The following is a 14,900-nucleotide window of genomic DNA, read 5'->3' on the forward strand; positions in this document are numbered from 1 at the left end:
TTTGCGTTAAATTATAACTTCTGTGCATACACCTTCTAGCTTTAAAGTTTACAATGCCTCAGCCGGTAGTGGAAAAACATTTACGCTTGTAAAAGAATATATAAAAATACTTTTACAAGCTGAAGACATTTTTCTTTTTCAAAAAATATTAGCCATTACTTTTACCAATAAAGCTGCAGGTGAAATGAAAGAGCGCGTTTTGAAAAACCTACAAGATTTTTCAGAAGGAAAAACAAATGAGCTACTCCAAATCATTTTAGATGAAGTTTCTGTCGACTCGAAAACCATTCAGTTTCGCAGTAAAAAAATAGTAAGTGCCATTCTAAAAAATTATGCATCCTTTTCAATTACCACCATTGATAGTTTTACTCATAAAATTATCAAAAATTTTGCGTTTGACTTAGGGTTATCATTAAACTTTGAGGTAGAAATGGATGCCGTATCATTACTAAATGAAGCCGTAGATGTATTGATTTCCAAAATAGGATCTGATAAAGATATCACCCAATTACTTATCCAGTTTTCACTGGAAAAAACAGATGACGATAAGTCATGGGATATCTCACGAGAATTAAACGATATCTCCAGAGTTTTATTGAATGAAGACGATCTCAAGCATTTTAAAATCTTATTAACTAAAACGCTAAAGGATTTTACTCAACTAAAAAACACTCTTTTTCTAAACAAAAACACCCTGTTAAAAAAGATTAAAAACACAGGAATAGAAGCACTCAGTATTATTGAAAAAGAAGGCCTAACTCCTAAAAATTTTACTCGTGCCACTTTCCCTAACTTCCTGAGAGATTTAAGCGAATTTAACTCCAAGTTTGATTTTAAAAAACGTAGTGAAACTATTGAAAAAGCAATTGAAAACCATAGCTTCTACACAAAAACAGCCAAACCAGAAGTTATGAGCGCTATAGAAAATATTCTACCTCGCTTAATTGAGTTGTTCTACGAAAGTAAAACCATCTACGGACAGCTTATTTTATGTGAATTAGCCTTAAAAAGTATTATTCCTTTAGCTGTACTAAACAATATAAACACCGAATTAAACACTATAAAAGAAGAAAACAATATTCGTTTAAACGCTGAATTCAACCAACTAATTGCTAACAACATAAAAGATCAACCTACGCCCTTTATCTATGAACGGATCGGGCAACGGTTCATGCATTATTTCATCGATGAAATGCAAGATACCTCTACCCTGCAATGGAAAAATCTTATCCCACTAATTGACAATGCCTTATCTCAAGAAAACAGCAGTCTTTTGTTAGTAGGAGACGGAAAACAAGCTATTTATCGTTGGCGTGGTGGAAAAGCAGCGCAGTTTATACATCTAGGAACCGAATCTGAGAACTCAAAAAACCCTTTTCAGATCAACAAAAAAATCGCAACACTCGAAACAAATTTCAGAAGTTATAGTGAAGTCATAAACTTTAACAATACTTTTTTTCAGCACGTTGCTAATTTCTTACAAAACGAAAATTACAAACAACTTTTCACTGAAGGAAACAAACAATTAGAAAACAATAAAAAAGGAGGGCATGTTAGTCTTTCCTTTCTGGAAAAACTCGAAGACAAAGAAGAAAACACACTGAAATACCCAAAGCAAGTTTTGGCAACCATAAAACAGTTACAAAACGACTTTAATCTTGAAGAGATTTGTGTGCTAGTGCGCAAAAAAGATGAAGGTATGGCTATAGCAAACTATTTATCTGAAAATAAAATACCAATTGTTTCTTCGGAAACCTTATTGCTAAAAAACAACAATAAAGTAACTTTTATAATTAACACTCTTCAGATAATACAACATCCTTCCGACAAAGAAACCTTGCTCGAAGTACTTTATTTCTTATATGATCATTTGAAAGTTAGCGAAGACATCCACACCTTCATCGCAAAACTAATTAAACTTCCTACGTCAACTCTATTTGAAGAATTAAAAAAATACAATACCCATTTTGATGTCAGTACTTTTCACCAACTCCCTTTTTATGAAAAATCAGAAGAAATTATAAGAGCCTTTCACCTAATCAATTCTTCGGATGCTTATATCCAATTTTTCCTTGATATTGTTTTAGAACAGCAAAGAAAAGGTACAGACATTCAAAGTTTTCTAGACTACTGGAAAAGAAAAAAAGACAACCTCAGTATTGTCGCTCCTGAAGGAGCTGATGCGGTTCAAATCATGACCATACACAAATCAAAAGGGTTAGAGTTTCCTGTAGTTATTTTTCCATGTGATTTAGATATATATCATCAAATTAATCCGAAAGTTTGGTTAAATAACCTTCCTGAAGAATTTAATGGATTCCAAGAATTACTCATCCCTTTTAATAAAGAGTTGAATTATATCAGCAAAAGAGGTACTGAACTTTACCATCAACAAAGAGAAGAACTTGAGCTCGATAACTTCAATCTCTTATATGTGGCTTTGACTAGGCCCATAGAACAATTACACATTATAACAGAAAAAAGACTCTCTAAAGTAGGCGAAAACACGAACTATTACTCTGGAATTTTCATCAATTACCTAAAAAAAATAGGGATATGGGACAACGAACTACAGCATTATAGCTTTGGAAACCCCGATAGAATGAGCAAAAAAGAACCACGGAAAAACAAAAGTGAAACTCAAGAGAAATTCATATCGTCACCTTGGCAAGAACACAACATATATATGCTTGCGAGTGCTTCTAAATTATGGAATACTAAACAAGAAGAAGCCATAGAATATGGAAACCTCATACACGAAATGATGTCTAAAATTTACACTGAAAAAGACATTCCTGAAATAATTGAATCATACACCAATCAGGGAAGTATTCAGAAAACAGATGCTTTAGAAGTAGCAAACAATATCAAAAAGATCGTAACCCATCCTAAACTAATCGAATTCTTTTCCGAAAAGGCATCCATATACAATGAGAGAGAAATTGTAACAGCAGATAACCAAATTATAATACCAGACAGATTAATTCTAGCTAACAGCAGTATTACGATTATCGATTACAAAACGGGCAAACCATCAAAAGCGCACCACCAACAACTGTTAAAATACGGAAACACCTTAAAATCAATGAATTTCACTATCCATAAAAAGCTCTTGGTATATATAGGTAAAGAAATTTTGGTTGAAGAAATTTAACATACTAACTTTGACGCGCAAACCTCAATATTCATAAACCAAGTCAATATGTACGGAACTATAAAAGAGCATTTACAAAAAGAAATACAAGAAATCAAAGATGCCGGATTATATAAATCAGAACGTATCATAACATCATCGCAAGATGCGGTTATTAAAATATCAACAGGAGAAGAAGTAATTAACTTTTGTGCAAATAACTATTTAGGCTTGTCAAACAACCCTGAAGTCATTCAAGCAGCAAAAGATGTTATGGATACCCACGGCTTTGGCATGTCTTCGGTTCGTTTTATTTGCGGAACACAAGATATTCACAAGCAACTTGAAAAAAAGATTGCAGAATTTTACCAAAGCGAAGACACGATACTATACGCTGCTGCCTTTGATGCAAACGGAGGTGTTTTCGAACCTTTATTAACGAAAGAAGACGCGATTATTTCAGATAGTTTAAATCATGCTTCCATCATTGACGGGGTTCGTTTATGTAAAGCAGCTCGTTATCGATATAACAATAACGACATGACGTCTTTAGAAGATCAACTTATTGCAGCATCTAAGCAAAATCATCGATTTAAAATTATCGTTACTGACGGTGTATTTTCAATGGACGGCATCGTAGCCAAACTTGATGAAATTTGTGACTTAGCCGACAAATATGATGCCCTTGTTATGGTTGATGAATGCCATGCTGCCGGTTTTATAGGAACCACAGGTCGTGGAACCGTAGAATTAAAGAATGTACTCAATAGAGTTGATATCGTTACTGGAACTTTAGGAAAAGCTTTAGGAGGCGCTATGGGAGGTTATACCACAGGAAAAAAAGAAATCATAGAAATTTTACGTCAACGTTCGCGCCCTTATTTATTTTCAAACTCATTAGCACCTGCCATTGTAGGAGCTTCTTTAAAAGTTTTTGATATTCTATCAAATGATACCTCTTTACGAGATAAACTAGAATGGAATACGAACTATTTTAGAACTGAAATGGAAAAAGCTGGTTTCGATTTAGTGGGAGCCGACGCTGCTATCGTGCCTGTAATGCTTTACGACGCCCAATTATCACAAACAATGGCTGACAAACTTTTGAAAGAAGATATTTATGTTATTGGATTCTTTTACCCCGTTGTACCAAAGGGACAAGCACGTATACGAGTACAACTTTCTGCAGCACATAATAAAGAGCATTTAGACAAGGCAATAAATGCTTTTATAAAAGTCGGTAAAGAGTTAAAGGTAATATAGATAATGTTTCAAAAACTTGCTTTTCTTATAAGTTTTTGTAGATTTGTTTTTGTAAATAAGTTTTAACAACTTACATTTGCGTTATATATAAACGAACTTTTAATTTAAATTTTTAATAATGAAACAATTAAAATTAGCTGTGATGGCTTTGTTTACGTTCGCTACAATTGGAACGATAAGCGCACAGGATTCAGACAATCCATGGGTAGTTGGATTTGGGGTTAACGCTGTTGACTTTAGAATTCCAACAGAATTTGCAGACTATGCTAAGGATTATCTCGGTACTAGTGACTGGAATATCTTACCTTCTGTTTCAAGAATTTCTGTTGACAGATACCTAAACGATGGATTCTCATTACAATTAGCAGGTTCTTTAAACAAGATCGAAACTTTTCGTAGTGAAAACGACATGGATGAGCTTTATTGGGCTATCGATGCAAACGTAAAGTATGACTTAAACAACTTATTCGGTGAAACTGCATGGTTTGATCCATATGTATACTTAGGTGGTGGTTATGCTAACTTAGGAGATAATGGAGAAGGTACTTTAAACGCTGGTTTAGGTTTCAACACTTGGTTTAACGATAACCTAGGGTTAAACTTCCAAACAGGTGGTAAAAAAGAATTTGCTGATAAAGTTCAAGACCATTTTCAACACTCAATTGGTTTAGTGTTTAAATTTGGAGGAAAAGATACTGACGGAGATGGTATCTACGACAAAGATGATGCTTGTCCAGAAGTTGCTGGTTTAAAAGAGTTCAACGGATGTCCTGATGCTGACGGAGATGGCATTAAAGATTCTGATGATGCTTGTCCAGAAGTTGCTGGTTTAGCTGCATTAAACGGTTGTCCTGATGCTGACGGTGACGGAATCGCTGACAAAGATGATGCTTGTCCTACAAAAGCTGGTTTAAAGTCTTTAAACGGTTGTCCTGATGCTGATAGCGATGGAATTGCTGACAACAAAGATAAGTGTCCAAACACTGCTGGTCCAGCTGCTAACAACGGTTGTCCTTGGCCTGATACTGACGGAGACGGAGTATTAGACAAAGATGATAAGTGTCCTAGCGTTAAAGGTGTTGCTTCTAACAACGGTTGTCCTGAAGTAATTATCGAAGATGCTGCTGTTAAAAAATTAAATGATTTTGCAAGAGCAATTTACTTTAACTCAGGAAGATCTTCTTTCAAAAATGGTGTAACTAGTAAATTAGATTTAATTTCTAACATCATGAAAGAATACCCTAAAGCTAACTTTAGCGTTCAAGGTCATACTGATAGTTCAGGTAGAGAAGCTTCAAACTTAAGATTATCTGAAAAAAGAGCAAAAGCTGTATTAGACTATTTAGTTTCTAAATCAGGAATCTCTTCTTCAAGATTAACTTCTCAAGGATTTGGAGAGCAGTACCCAATAGCTAGTAACAAAACTAGAGCAGGTAGAGCACAAAACAGACGTGTTGAAATTAAATTAGTAAAGTAATTTAACTACACACTATATAAATCAAAGCCTCACAATATGTGAGGCTTTTTTTATTGGAAATAAGTTAAAAATACATAGAAACATTTTTTAAATTGGCTTTAAAAAATTACCTTTGCACCTTGAAAAATGAGTTAATACTCACTTAACAAAATAAATAACTTTAATTACATATAGTAATGTCTACAATAACAGGTAAAGTTTCTCAAATTATTGGTCCAGTTATCGATGTTGAGTTTAATACAGAAAATGCTGAATTACCAAAGATCTACGATTCATTAGAAATTAAAAAAACTGATGGTTCTATTTTAGTTTTAGAAGTTCAACAACATATTGGTGAGAATACAGTTCGTACAATTTCTATGGACGCAACAGATGGTTTACAAAGAGGGCAAGAAGTAATTGCCACTGGTAGTCCTATTCAAATGCCAATAGGTAATGATATTTATGGACGTTTATTTAACGTTACAGGAAATGCGATTGATGGATTAGGAGATTTACCTAAATCTGGTGATGCTGGTCTTTCAATACACCGTCAAGCACCTAAATTTGAAGAATTATCTACTTCTACAGAAGTATTATTTACTGGTATTAAAGTAATCGACTTAATTGAGCCTTATTCAAAAGGTGGTAAAATTGGTTTATTTGGTGGAGCTGGAGTAGGAAAGACAGTATTGATCCAAGAATTAATTAATAATATAGCCAAAGGTCACGGTGGACTATCAGTGTTCGCTGGTGTAGGAGAAAGAACTCGTGAAGGAAACGATTTATTAAGAGAGATGTTAGAATCAGGAATTATCAAATATGGTGATGATTTTATGCATTCTATGGAAGATGGAGGATGGGACTTATCAAAAGTGGATATCCCAGGAATGAGAAATTCTAAAGCTACTTTCGTTTTTGGTCAAATGAATGAGCCACCAGGAGCTCGTGCGCGTGTTGCTTTATCTGGCTTAACTATCGCTGAATATTTCCGTGATGGCGCTGGTGAAACACAAGGAAAAGATGTTTTATTTTTCGTTGATAATATTTTCCGCTTTACGCAAGCCGGTTCAGAGGTATCAGCTCTATTAGGCCGTATGCCTTCTGCCGTAGGTTACCAACCAACCTTAGCTACTGAAATGGGAGCAATGCAAGAGCGTATTACCTCTACAAAGAAAGGTTCTATTACGTCTGTGCAAGCTGTATACGTACCTGCTGATGATTTAACAGATCCAGCACCTGCAACAACCTTTGCTCACTTAGATGCTACTACAGTATTATCACGTAAAATTGCTGAGTTAGGTATTTACCCAGCTGTTGATCCGTTAGATTCTACATCAAGAATTTTAACTCCTCAGATTTTAGGTAACGAACATTATGACTGTGCTCAAAAAGTAAAGGAATTATTACAACGTTATAAAGAATTACAAGACATTATAGCCATCTTAGGAATGGAAGAATTGTCTGAAGAAGATAAGCTAGTAGTACATAGAGCACGTCGTGTACAACGTTTCTTATCTCAACCTTTCCATGTTGCTGAACAATTTACTGGTATTCCAGGAGTTTTAGTTGATATTAAAGACACTATCAAAGGATTTACTATGATTATGGATGGAGAATTAGACAAATATCCTGAGGCTGCATTCAACTTAAAAGGATCTATTCAAGAAGCAATTGATGCTGGTGAAAAAATGTTAGCTGAAGCGTAAACCTGTTTTTAGATTTTTAGATACAAGTTATCCGTTAACTACACCTAAAAACTAAAAACTAAAAACTTTAAAATTATGTTTTTAGAAATTGTAACTCCAGAGGCTATTTTATTCTCATCAGAAGTGGATTCTGTGACAGTACCTGGTTTAGATGGTGAATTTCAAATGTTAAACGACCACGCACCAGTTGTATCTTTGTTAGAAGAAGGAACAATTAAAGTTCATATGCATAGTCAAGATCATTTATCTTTTGATGACTTACATGGACTTATTGAAAAATTACCAGCTGATGACAAAGTTTTAACTTTGCAAATAAAATCTGGCACTTTAGAGATGAAAGATAATAAAGTAATTATTCTTGCTGATTAATTGCATTCAAACATTATAAAAAAGCCAAACCTTATATGGTTTGGCTTTTTTGTTTCTTAAACTAACGTCTTTTTAACTATCTTTGTATAGATTATGAATACTATATTTTTATTTATTGGTGGCCCTGAACTTTTTATTATAATTTTAATTGTAGTAATGCTTTTTGGTGCCGACAAAATCCCTGAAATAGCTAGAGGTTTAGGTAAAGGAATGCGTCAACTTAAAGACGCTACTAATGATATCAAAAAAGAGATTAATGATAGTGCTCAAAAACAAGGTTTAGAAACCGATTTTGTGAAAGACATTAATAAAGAAATTAGTGACGTAAAAGACAACTTAGACGATCTTACGGGACCTATTAAACGCAAAAGATAGTACGGACCTATTTAATTCTGCTAATTGTTAACCCGTCTCTAATAGGTAATAATACCGTATCTAACCTACTATCCTCTTTCAGTAATCTATTATATGCTAAAAGCACTTTTGTGTCAGTATCTTTAGGATTAAGCTCTTCAACGACCTTTCCACTCCACAATACATTATCAGAAAGAATCACTCCTCCTGTATTCATTCTACTCATAATTAATTCAAAATAGTGTAAATAATTTGACTTATCAGCATCTATAAATACAAGATCGTAGGTTGCATCTATGGTTGGTATAATATCTAGTGCATTGCCAATATACTGTCGTATTTGATGTTTATATCCGGACTTATGAAAATACTTCTGTTGAAGCTCCTCTAATTCCTCGTTTTTATCAATTGTATGAACCACCCCACCTTCTCTCAATCCTTCTGCTAAGCACAGAGCTGAGTATCCTGTATACGTACCTATTTCCAAAATGGTTTTAGGGTTTATTAGTTTGGAGATCATTGCTAATATCCTTCCTTGATAAGCCCCACTTAACATTCTTGGATTTAACACTTTTTGCCAAGTTTCTTTGCTTAATTCTTGTAATAATTTAGGTTCTGCTTGAGAATGATTAACAGCATAATCGTCGATAGATTCAGGTAAGAAATTCATATTCATTATTTGTTGACAAAATTAAAAAAACGGAATTTATCTTTACAATAAATTCCGTTTCAATCTAACAAAAAATCAAAAATGGCCTTTTTAAAAAAAGGCCGGAAAATATTTTAAATAATTTCTTTTATTTTCTGTTTTAACTCTAGTTTATCCACCTCATTTAAGGTATACTTCTTCGCTTTGCATTCTATAGCTTTACTCTTGTAAATGCCAGTAAGAACATTATTTTGAAATGAATACAACTTACATAATTTACATAATAAAATATGTAAATTCAGTTTCGTTTTTTCAAAAAAAGAGGCCTCTCCATATTGTGCTCTATCACAAATGGCTGTAGCTTCCTTACAAGTAATTTTAAACTTTTTAAACATACTTTAATTATTAAACCAATTTTTCTCTATACAACTCCTCAAGGAAGCTCTAGCTCTATGGATTATAACCCATAAATTGGACGCTGTAATATCCAGTTCCTTACAAATCTCTTCAGTTTCGAATTCTTGTATGGTTTTCATTTTAAAAACCATAGCATATTTTTCAGGCAAACTATTAATACACTTATCTATTTGAGCTTTAAGCTCATCATTTTCTATATCATGCTCTATATCATTCATCCAAGATTGAGGCACACGCTCTTCAATCCAAGACCCTTCATTTTCACCCGATTGATAAAAATTCATTCGCACTTCCGCTTGTCCTTTTCTAGAATTGATTTTCCTATAATAATCGATTATTTTTCGTTTTAAAATCGATACAAGCCAAGTTCTTTCTGTAGATTTCCCTTTAAAATTTTTAGCCGATTTTAAAGCTGCAAAGAATGTTTCTTGAACTAAATCTTTGGCTACAGCTTCATCATTAACACGAACTACCGTATAATTAAATAAATAATCTGCATAGTTATCAATCCACTTATCAGGAGCTAAACTACTAGTGTTTGTTTTAAAGTTCATCACCCCAAATATACATTAAATTTTATTGAATAATATACCATAAAAAAAGCTAATCCTTAGTAATCCAATATATAACACCTGTAACCTCTCCCCAAATCTTTTATACTTTAAAAAACTAATTCATGTTCTTTTCAGTAAATTAAAACACTTTATATTGGCATAAATTTTTCCTAATTCTTATAGATACAGCACTAAAAAAACCAGGAAGACTATGAGGTCATCTCCCCTAATGTACAAAAATAATTCATAAAACCTTATTACCATAAGCTTCAAAGTTTAGAGAATTGAACCTCCAATACTATTTTTGCCTTACCATAAAACATCTGGGAATAATTCTTAAACATTTCAAGAGAATAAAACCTGATACCCACAGAGAATATTTATAATAAAGACTAACAATCAATAGCAGTAAGGAACACATCTAAATACGAGTTTATCTTATAAAACTACTGTAAATTCCATCAAAAAAATGGGGCTAACAAAAAATTAACAGGATAATTATCTAACAAAAATGACTATTTTTACGACATTCAAAAAGAAAACTAATGTCAACAGCAAAAAAGGAATATAAAAGAGTTACAGTTAAATCGTTGATTGAAATGAAAGCAAACAACGAGAAAATTTCAATGTTAACTGCCTATGATTACACGATGGCAAAAATTGTAGATGGGGCAGGAATAGATGTTATTTTAGTTGGAGATTCGGCATCAAATGTAATGGCTGGACACGAAACCACGCTACCTATAACACTGGACCAAATGATATATCATGCCAGTTCTGTTATTCGTGCTATCGACAGGTCATTAGTAATTGTAGATCTTCCATTTGGAACCTACCAAGGAAACTCTAAACATGCCTTAGACTCTGCCATCAGAATTATGAAAGAATCTGGTGGTCATGCTGTAAAACTAGAAGGAGGAAGTGAAATTGCAGAATCTATTTCTCGTATTTTAACTGCTGGAATCCCTGTAATGGGCCATTTAGGGCTAACCCCTCAATCTATTTATAAATTCGGAACTTATACGGTAAGAGCTAAAGAGGAAGCTGAAGCACAAAAACTCAAGGAAGACGCAAAGCTTTTACAAGAATTAGGATGTTTTGCCCTTGTTTTAGAAAAAGTGCCTGCCAAATTAGCCAAAGAAATAGCAGAAAGTTTAACCATTCCTGTTATAGGGATCGGCGCAGGATCTGGCGTAGATGGACAAGTGTTAGTTACGCATGATATGATTGGTATGACTTTTGAATTTAGCCCAAGATTTTTACGTAGATATCTAGATTTGTATACTGAAATGACTAAAGCTTTTGAACAATATATTAAAGACGTAAAGTCACGAGATTTTCCTAACGAAACAGAACAATACTAATTTTTATCGGTTTTTCTAGTAATGAAAGTATTACACTTAGACACCAATCATCCTCTATTAATAGAACAACTAGAAGATTTCGGTTTTAAAAATGAGGAAGATTATTCTTCCACGAAAGACCAAATAGAAGCGGTTATTCACAACTATAATGGAATTATAATCAGAAGTAGATTCACTATAGATTCACAATTCTTGGATAAGGCTACCCATCTAAAGTTTATTGGTAGAGTTGGCGCTGGTTTGGAAAATATAGATTGTGAGTATGCTACTGCGAAAGGGATTCAGTTGATATCTGCTCCGGAAGGTAATAGAAATGCCGTGGGTGAACACACTCTAGGAATGTTGCTTTCTTTATTCAACAAACTAAACAAAGCTGATAGCGAAATTAGAAATGGAAAATGGTTGCGTGAAGAGAATCGCGGTATTGAATTGGATGGGAAAACCGTGGGAATTATTGGTTACGGTAATATGGGTAAAGCATTTGCTAAAAAACTTCGTGGATTTGATGTTAAAACTATTTGTTACGATATCAAACCAAATGTTGCCGATCAAAACTGCGAGCAAGTAAGCCTACAAGAATTACAACAAAATGCTGATATAGTAAGCCTGCACGTTCCTCAAACGAACAATACCATAAACATGATCAATTCTCAGTTTATTCATAATTTTAAAAAGCCGTTTTGGCTATTAAATACTGCCCGAGGAAAATCGGTTGTAACAAGCGATTTGGTTAAAGCAATTAAAGATGGTCAAATTTTAGGGGCTGGATTAGATGTTCTTGAATACGAAAAAAAATCATTCGAAAATCTATTTACAGGCAGTAAAATGCCTGATCCGTTTAAGTATTTAATTGAGTCTGATAAAGTCATATTATCACCTCATGTGGCTGGTTGGACACTGGAGAGTAAAGAAAAATTAGCACAAACAGTAGTTGATAAAATCAAAGAAAATTTTAGTTCGTAGACTACTAAAAATGGAAATGATTAACTGTGCTTATAAACTTCCCAAGCACGAAACACTTTAATTATCAATATTTCAAATTTGTATTCAAAAAAACAACTACTTTATATTTTATTCAATAAAACACCAATTCTAACTCACATTATTACTTAACACCAATTACAATTTGAATTTACTGTAAAATAAAATGGTAAATGGTATAAAACATGCCGTAATCTAATTTCAAAAAGGTAAAAAACGTCTAGAGGTGCCTTCTTCTTTTCTTAAACTAATAGGTAATCATCATAAATATGTCTACTAATTGAAAGAAAATTTAATTATAAACACCTAAAAGCAAGTCTTTTTTTATAAATTTAAGCACTACTTCTAAACTTATAAAAATGGAAATCGTAGATAAAGATGGAAAACGAATACCTCAACAAGATAACAAAAGAATTTTAGCAGGTATTACTGCCATTATACTTGGTGGACTTGGTGTTCATAAATTTATTTTGGGTTATACAAAAGAAGGCATAATTACCTTATTGATTACCATAATATTAACCATTATAACCTGTGGTATATTTTCTGGATTAATGTCACTTATTGGTTTTATTGAAGGCATTCTGTATTTGTCAAAATCAGACGAGGAATTTTTTCATTTATATCAAATAAACCAAAAGCCCTGGTTTTAAAAATTATAATCCATAATATTAATGAATAAATTAAAATAAAATGTCTGAAGAAAACAAAAAACTAGATGAAAATCTTAATGAAGAAGTCAACAAAACTAAAGAAACGATGAATGAGATCTCAGAAAAAGTTTCTGAATTCACGAAGAAAGCGGAAGATAAAGTATCTGAAATACTAGAAAGCGATCAAGCAAAAAACATACAAGCGAAAGCTAATGAGTTTGCTGAAGATGCCAAAAAATCAGTGGCATCAGCTTCGGAGAAAGTATCGGAAATAGCAGGAGACATAGGAGGAAAATTAACAGATTTAGCAGAAGATACTAAAGAAAAAATTTCTGAAATACTAGAAAGCGATCAAGCTAAAAACATGAAAGCAAAAGCTAATGAGTTCGCTGAAGACACTAAAGAAAAAGTTTCTGAAATACTAGAAAGTGATCAAGCTAAAAACATACAAGCGAAAGCTAATGAGTTTGCTGAAGATGCCAAAGATGTTCTTGAAAACATTTCAGAAAAAGCATCGGAAATTGTTGGTGAAGCTAGTGAACATATCGCTGACTTTGCAGAAGATGCAGAAGAGGAAATTAAAGACGCTACCAAAAAAACAAAGAACTTTTTTCAGCGTTTGTTTGGCAAATAAAAAGAAACACTAAAATCAGGGGAGTTTTATACTCCCCCTCTATTGACTTTATAAAAGTCATAAATAGGATAATAAACCCTTTATACTTTTTGATATCGCAAACTCTGCATTCTTTCTTCAAATGTTGTTTGTTCAAGAGGTAATACAACATTCTCGAATAGTCTGCATAAATCTTCTGAATGTTTCTCTGATGACCCTGTCAACAAATTGAAATACACAAATGAGCTCCACATTACAGCCTTGAGTTCAGTTTTCGACTCATTCCACATTCTTATTTCTACGAGTAATTTCTTGTTTCCGTATTCAATCAATTGCGAATCGATAGTTACTGTTTCCATTAAAATCGCAGGTTTCAAATAGGCAATTTGATGTGAAGCGACTACCCAATTTTTACCTGTTTCTTTTCCATGCGTATAAATATCTAAATTGTAATTTGCTATTAACTGATCTTCTCTAGCATTAATTAAATAATTAAAATAAGAAGCATTGTTTAAATGATTAAAAGGATCACAATCTTGAAATCTAATTTTTGTTTTACTTTCTAAGATTTTTGGTAATTTCATAGTATTAAGATTTAAAAATATACTGTTCGGTATATTTATGATTAAAAAAATTTATTTTATCATATGCTGTTTTATCATATATTCCATTGTTTCAGAGACATCAAGCAAATAGCTATCATCTTTCATTATATGTGCCATATATACTGCGCCCTCAATCATATAAAAGAACCGTTTTGCGTATGCCATACTGTCAATTGAAGCGTTAATTTCATTAGATTTCTTTCCGGCCTCTATTAGCAATGAAAATTGTTTCAAAATTCTGTGATTATATGATCGTACCAAATCAGCGATAATCGTATTCTGATGATCTGAATCGACACCAATATTTAAAATCGGACAACCTCCGTATTGTTTACTATAATAATAATACCCCTTATAGAAGGACCCTATATTCAACAACTTAGCTAAAGGTGTTTCGCCTTTATTAATTTCATTATTTAAATCTTTCAGTACCCTACGTATAGAAAACAAAAATGCTTCGGTAGCCAGTTCTTCTTTATTTTTAAAATGCCCATAAATAGCACCTTTAGTTAAACCTGTAGCTGCTGTTATTTTAGACAAACTCATTGCTGAATATCCATTTTTATTGAAAATTGGTGCTATTGTTTCTATAATGTGTGCCTTGGTTCTTTCAGATTTCGACATGGTTTCAAATATTATAGCTTTCCTCCAATAATGTTATAGGTAACTATGGTTTTTACATACTAATGCCAATGTTTCTTTAAAACTAGAGTATAGTTGGAAAAATCCTTCTGTAGTTTTAAAGAAACATTGGTACTACCATACAAATATAACAAAATA

15 protein-coding genes are annotated in these 14,900 nt (G+C 32.9%); 10 read left to right on the plus strand and 5 right to left on the minus strand.

The features are described from left to right. Window positions 1-22: 22 nt before the first annotated feature. The 6 genes from AC2TDS_RS09615 to AC2TDS_RS09640 all read left to right on the plus strand — a co-directional run bounded on the left by AC2TDS_RS09615 (window position 23) and on the right by AC2TDS_RS09640 (window position 8,305). The gene (locus AC2TDS_RS09615) at window positions 23-3,154 is read left to right on the plus strand and encodes a UvrD-helicase domain-containing protein (RefSeq protein WP_484738867.1); all 3,132 of its coding nucleotides are present in this window, start codon (window positions 23-25) and stop codon (window positions 3,152-3,154) included. A gap of 48 nt (window positions 3,155-3,202) precedes the next feature. Next, entirely contained in the window at window positions 3,203-4,396 is a 1,194-nt protein-coding gene (gene kbl, locus AC2TDS_RS09620; RefSeq protein ID WP_484738868.1) for a glycine C-acetyltransferase, read from the plus strand. Between the two features lie 118 nt (window positions 4,397-4,514). Beyond that, window positions 4,515-5,873 (plus strand): OmpA family protein, encoded by a 1,359-nt coding sequence (locus AC2TDS_RS09625; protein WP_484738869.1) that lies wholly within the window; start codon window positions 4,515-4,517, stop codon window positions 5,871-5,873. Between the two features lie 176 nt (window positions 5,874-6,049). Further along, window positions 6,050-7,561 carry a F0F1 ATP synthase subunit beta gene (gene atpD / locus AC2TDS_RS09630; protein WP_484738870.1) on the plus strand — a complete coding sequence of 504 codons (1,512 nt, stop codon included), beginning with the start codon at window positions 6,050-6,052 and terminating at the stop codon, window positions 7,559-7,561. Window positions 7,562-7,636: 75 nt separating this feature from the next. Next, entirely contained in the window at window positions 7,637-7,930 is a 294-nt protein-coding gene (locus AC2TDS_RS09635) for a FoF1 ATP synthase subunit delta/epsilon (RefSeq protein WP_484738871.1), read from the plus strand. Window positions 7,931-8,023: 93 nt separating this feature from the next. Then, window positions 8,024-8,305, plus strand: a complete 282-nt coding sequence (locus tag AC2TDS_RS09640) for a Sec-independent protein translocase subunit TatA/TatB (protein WP_484738872.1) — start codon at window positions 8,024-8,026, stop codon at window positions 8,303-8,305. Window positions 8,306-8,312: 7 nt separating this feature from the next. Here AC2TDS_RS09640 and AC2TDS_RS09645 read toward each other — a convergent pair whose 3' ends face one another. The 3 genes from AC2TDS_RS09645 to AC2TDS_RS09655 form a co-directional block, all read right to left on the minus strand. Continuing rightward, window positions 8,313-8,954, minus strand: a complete 642-nt coding sequence (locus tag AC2TDS_RS09645) for an O-methyltransferase (RefSeq protein WP_484738873.1) — start codon at window positions 8,952-8,954, stop codon at window positions 8,313-8,315. 113 nt (window positions 8,955-9,067) lie between these two features. Continuing rightward, window positions 9,068-9,328: a hypothetical protein gene (locus AC2TDS_RS09650; protein ID WP_484738874.1), complete on the minus strand. Its 261-nt coding sequence runs from the start codon at window positions 9,326-9,328 to the stop codon at window positions 9,068-9,070. Window positions 9,329-9,331: 3 nt separating this feature from the next. After that, window positions 9,332-9,904, minus strand: coding sequence for a sigma-70 family RNA polymerase sigma factor (locus tag AC2TDS_RS09655; protein ID WP_484738875.1), 573 nt, complete (start codon window positions 9,902-9,904; stop codon window positions 9,332-9,334). Window positions 9,905-10,449: 545 nt separating this feature from the next. Between AC2TDS_RS09655 and panB the strand changes: the two genes are divergently transcribed. From panB to AC2TDS_RS09675, 4 genes are all read left to right on the plus strand, one after another. Beyond that, a complete protein-coding gene (panB, locus tag AC2TDS_RS09660) occupies window positions 10,450-11,268 on the plus strand; it encodes a 3-methyl-2-oxobutanoate hydroxymethyltransferase (RefSeq protein ID WP_484738876.1) in 819 nt (272 codons plus the stop codon). Window positions 11,269-11,289: 21 nt separating this feature from the next. After that, a complete protein-coding gene (locus AC2TDS_RS09665) occupies window positions 11,290-12,231 on the plus strand; it encodes a 2-hydroxyacid dehydrogenase (protein ID WP_484738877.1) in 942 nt (313 codons plus the stop codon). 377 nt (window positions 12,232-12,608) lie between these two features. Beyond that, window positions 12,609-12,902 carry a TM2 domain-containing protein gene (locus tag AC2TDS_RS09670; RefSeq protein ID WP_484738878.1) on the plus strand — a complete coding sequence of 98 codons (294 nt, stop codon included), beginning with the start codon at window positions 12,609-12,611 and terminating at the stop codon, window positions 12,900-12,902. A gap of 40 nt (window positions 12,903-12,942) precedes the next feature. Further along, window positions 12,943-13,536, plus strand: a complete 594-nt coding sequence (locus tag AC2TDS_RS09675) for a hypothetical protein (protein ID WP_484738879.1) — start codon at window positions 12,943-12,945, stop codon at window positions 13,534-13,536. A gap of 80 nt (window positions 13,537-13,616) precedes the next feature. Here the strand turns inward: AC2TDS_RS09675 and AC2TDS_RS09680 are convergent, their stop codons facing one another. Both AC2TDS_RS09680 and AC2TDS_RS09685 read right to left on the minus strand, forming a co-directional pair. Next, complete coding sequence (locus AC2TDS_RS09680) at window positions 13,617-14,099, minus strand: acyl-CoA thioesterase (protein ID WP_484738880.1); 483 nt, start codon at window positions 14,097-14,099, stop codon at window positions 13,617-13,619. Window positions 14,100-14,150: 51 nt separating this feature from the next. Next, window positions 14,151-14,744: a TetR/AcrR family transcriptional regulator gene (locus AC2TDS_RS09685; RefSeq protein ID WP_484738881.1), complete on the minus strand. Its 594-nt coding sequence runs from the start codon at window positions 14,742-14,744 to the stop codon at window positions 14,151-14,153. Between the last annotated feature and the right edge of the window lie 156 nt (window positions 14,745-14,900).

It is taken from the genome of Tenacibaculum profundicola, from assembly GCF_057220795.1.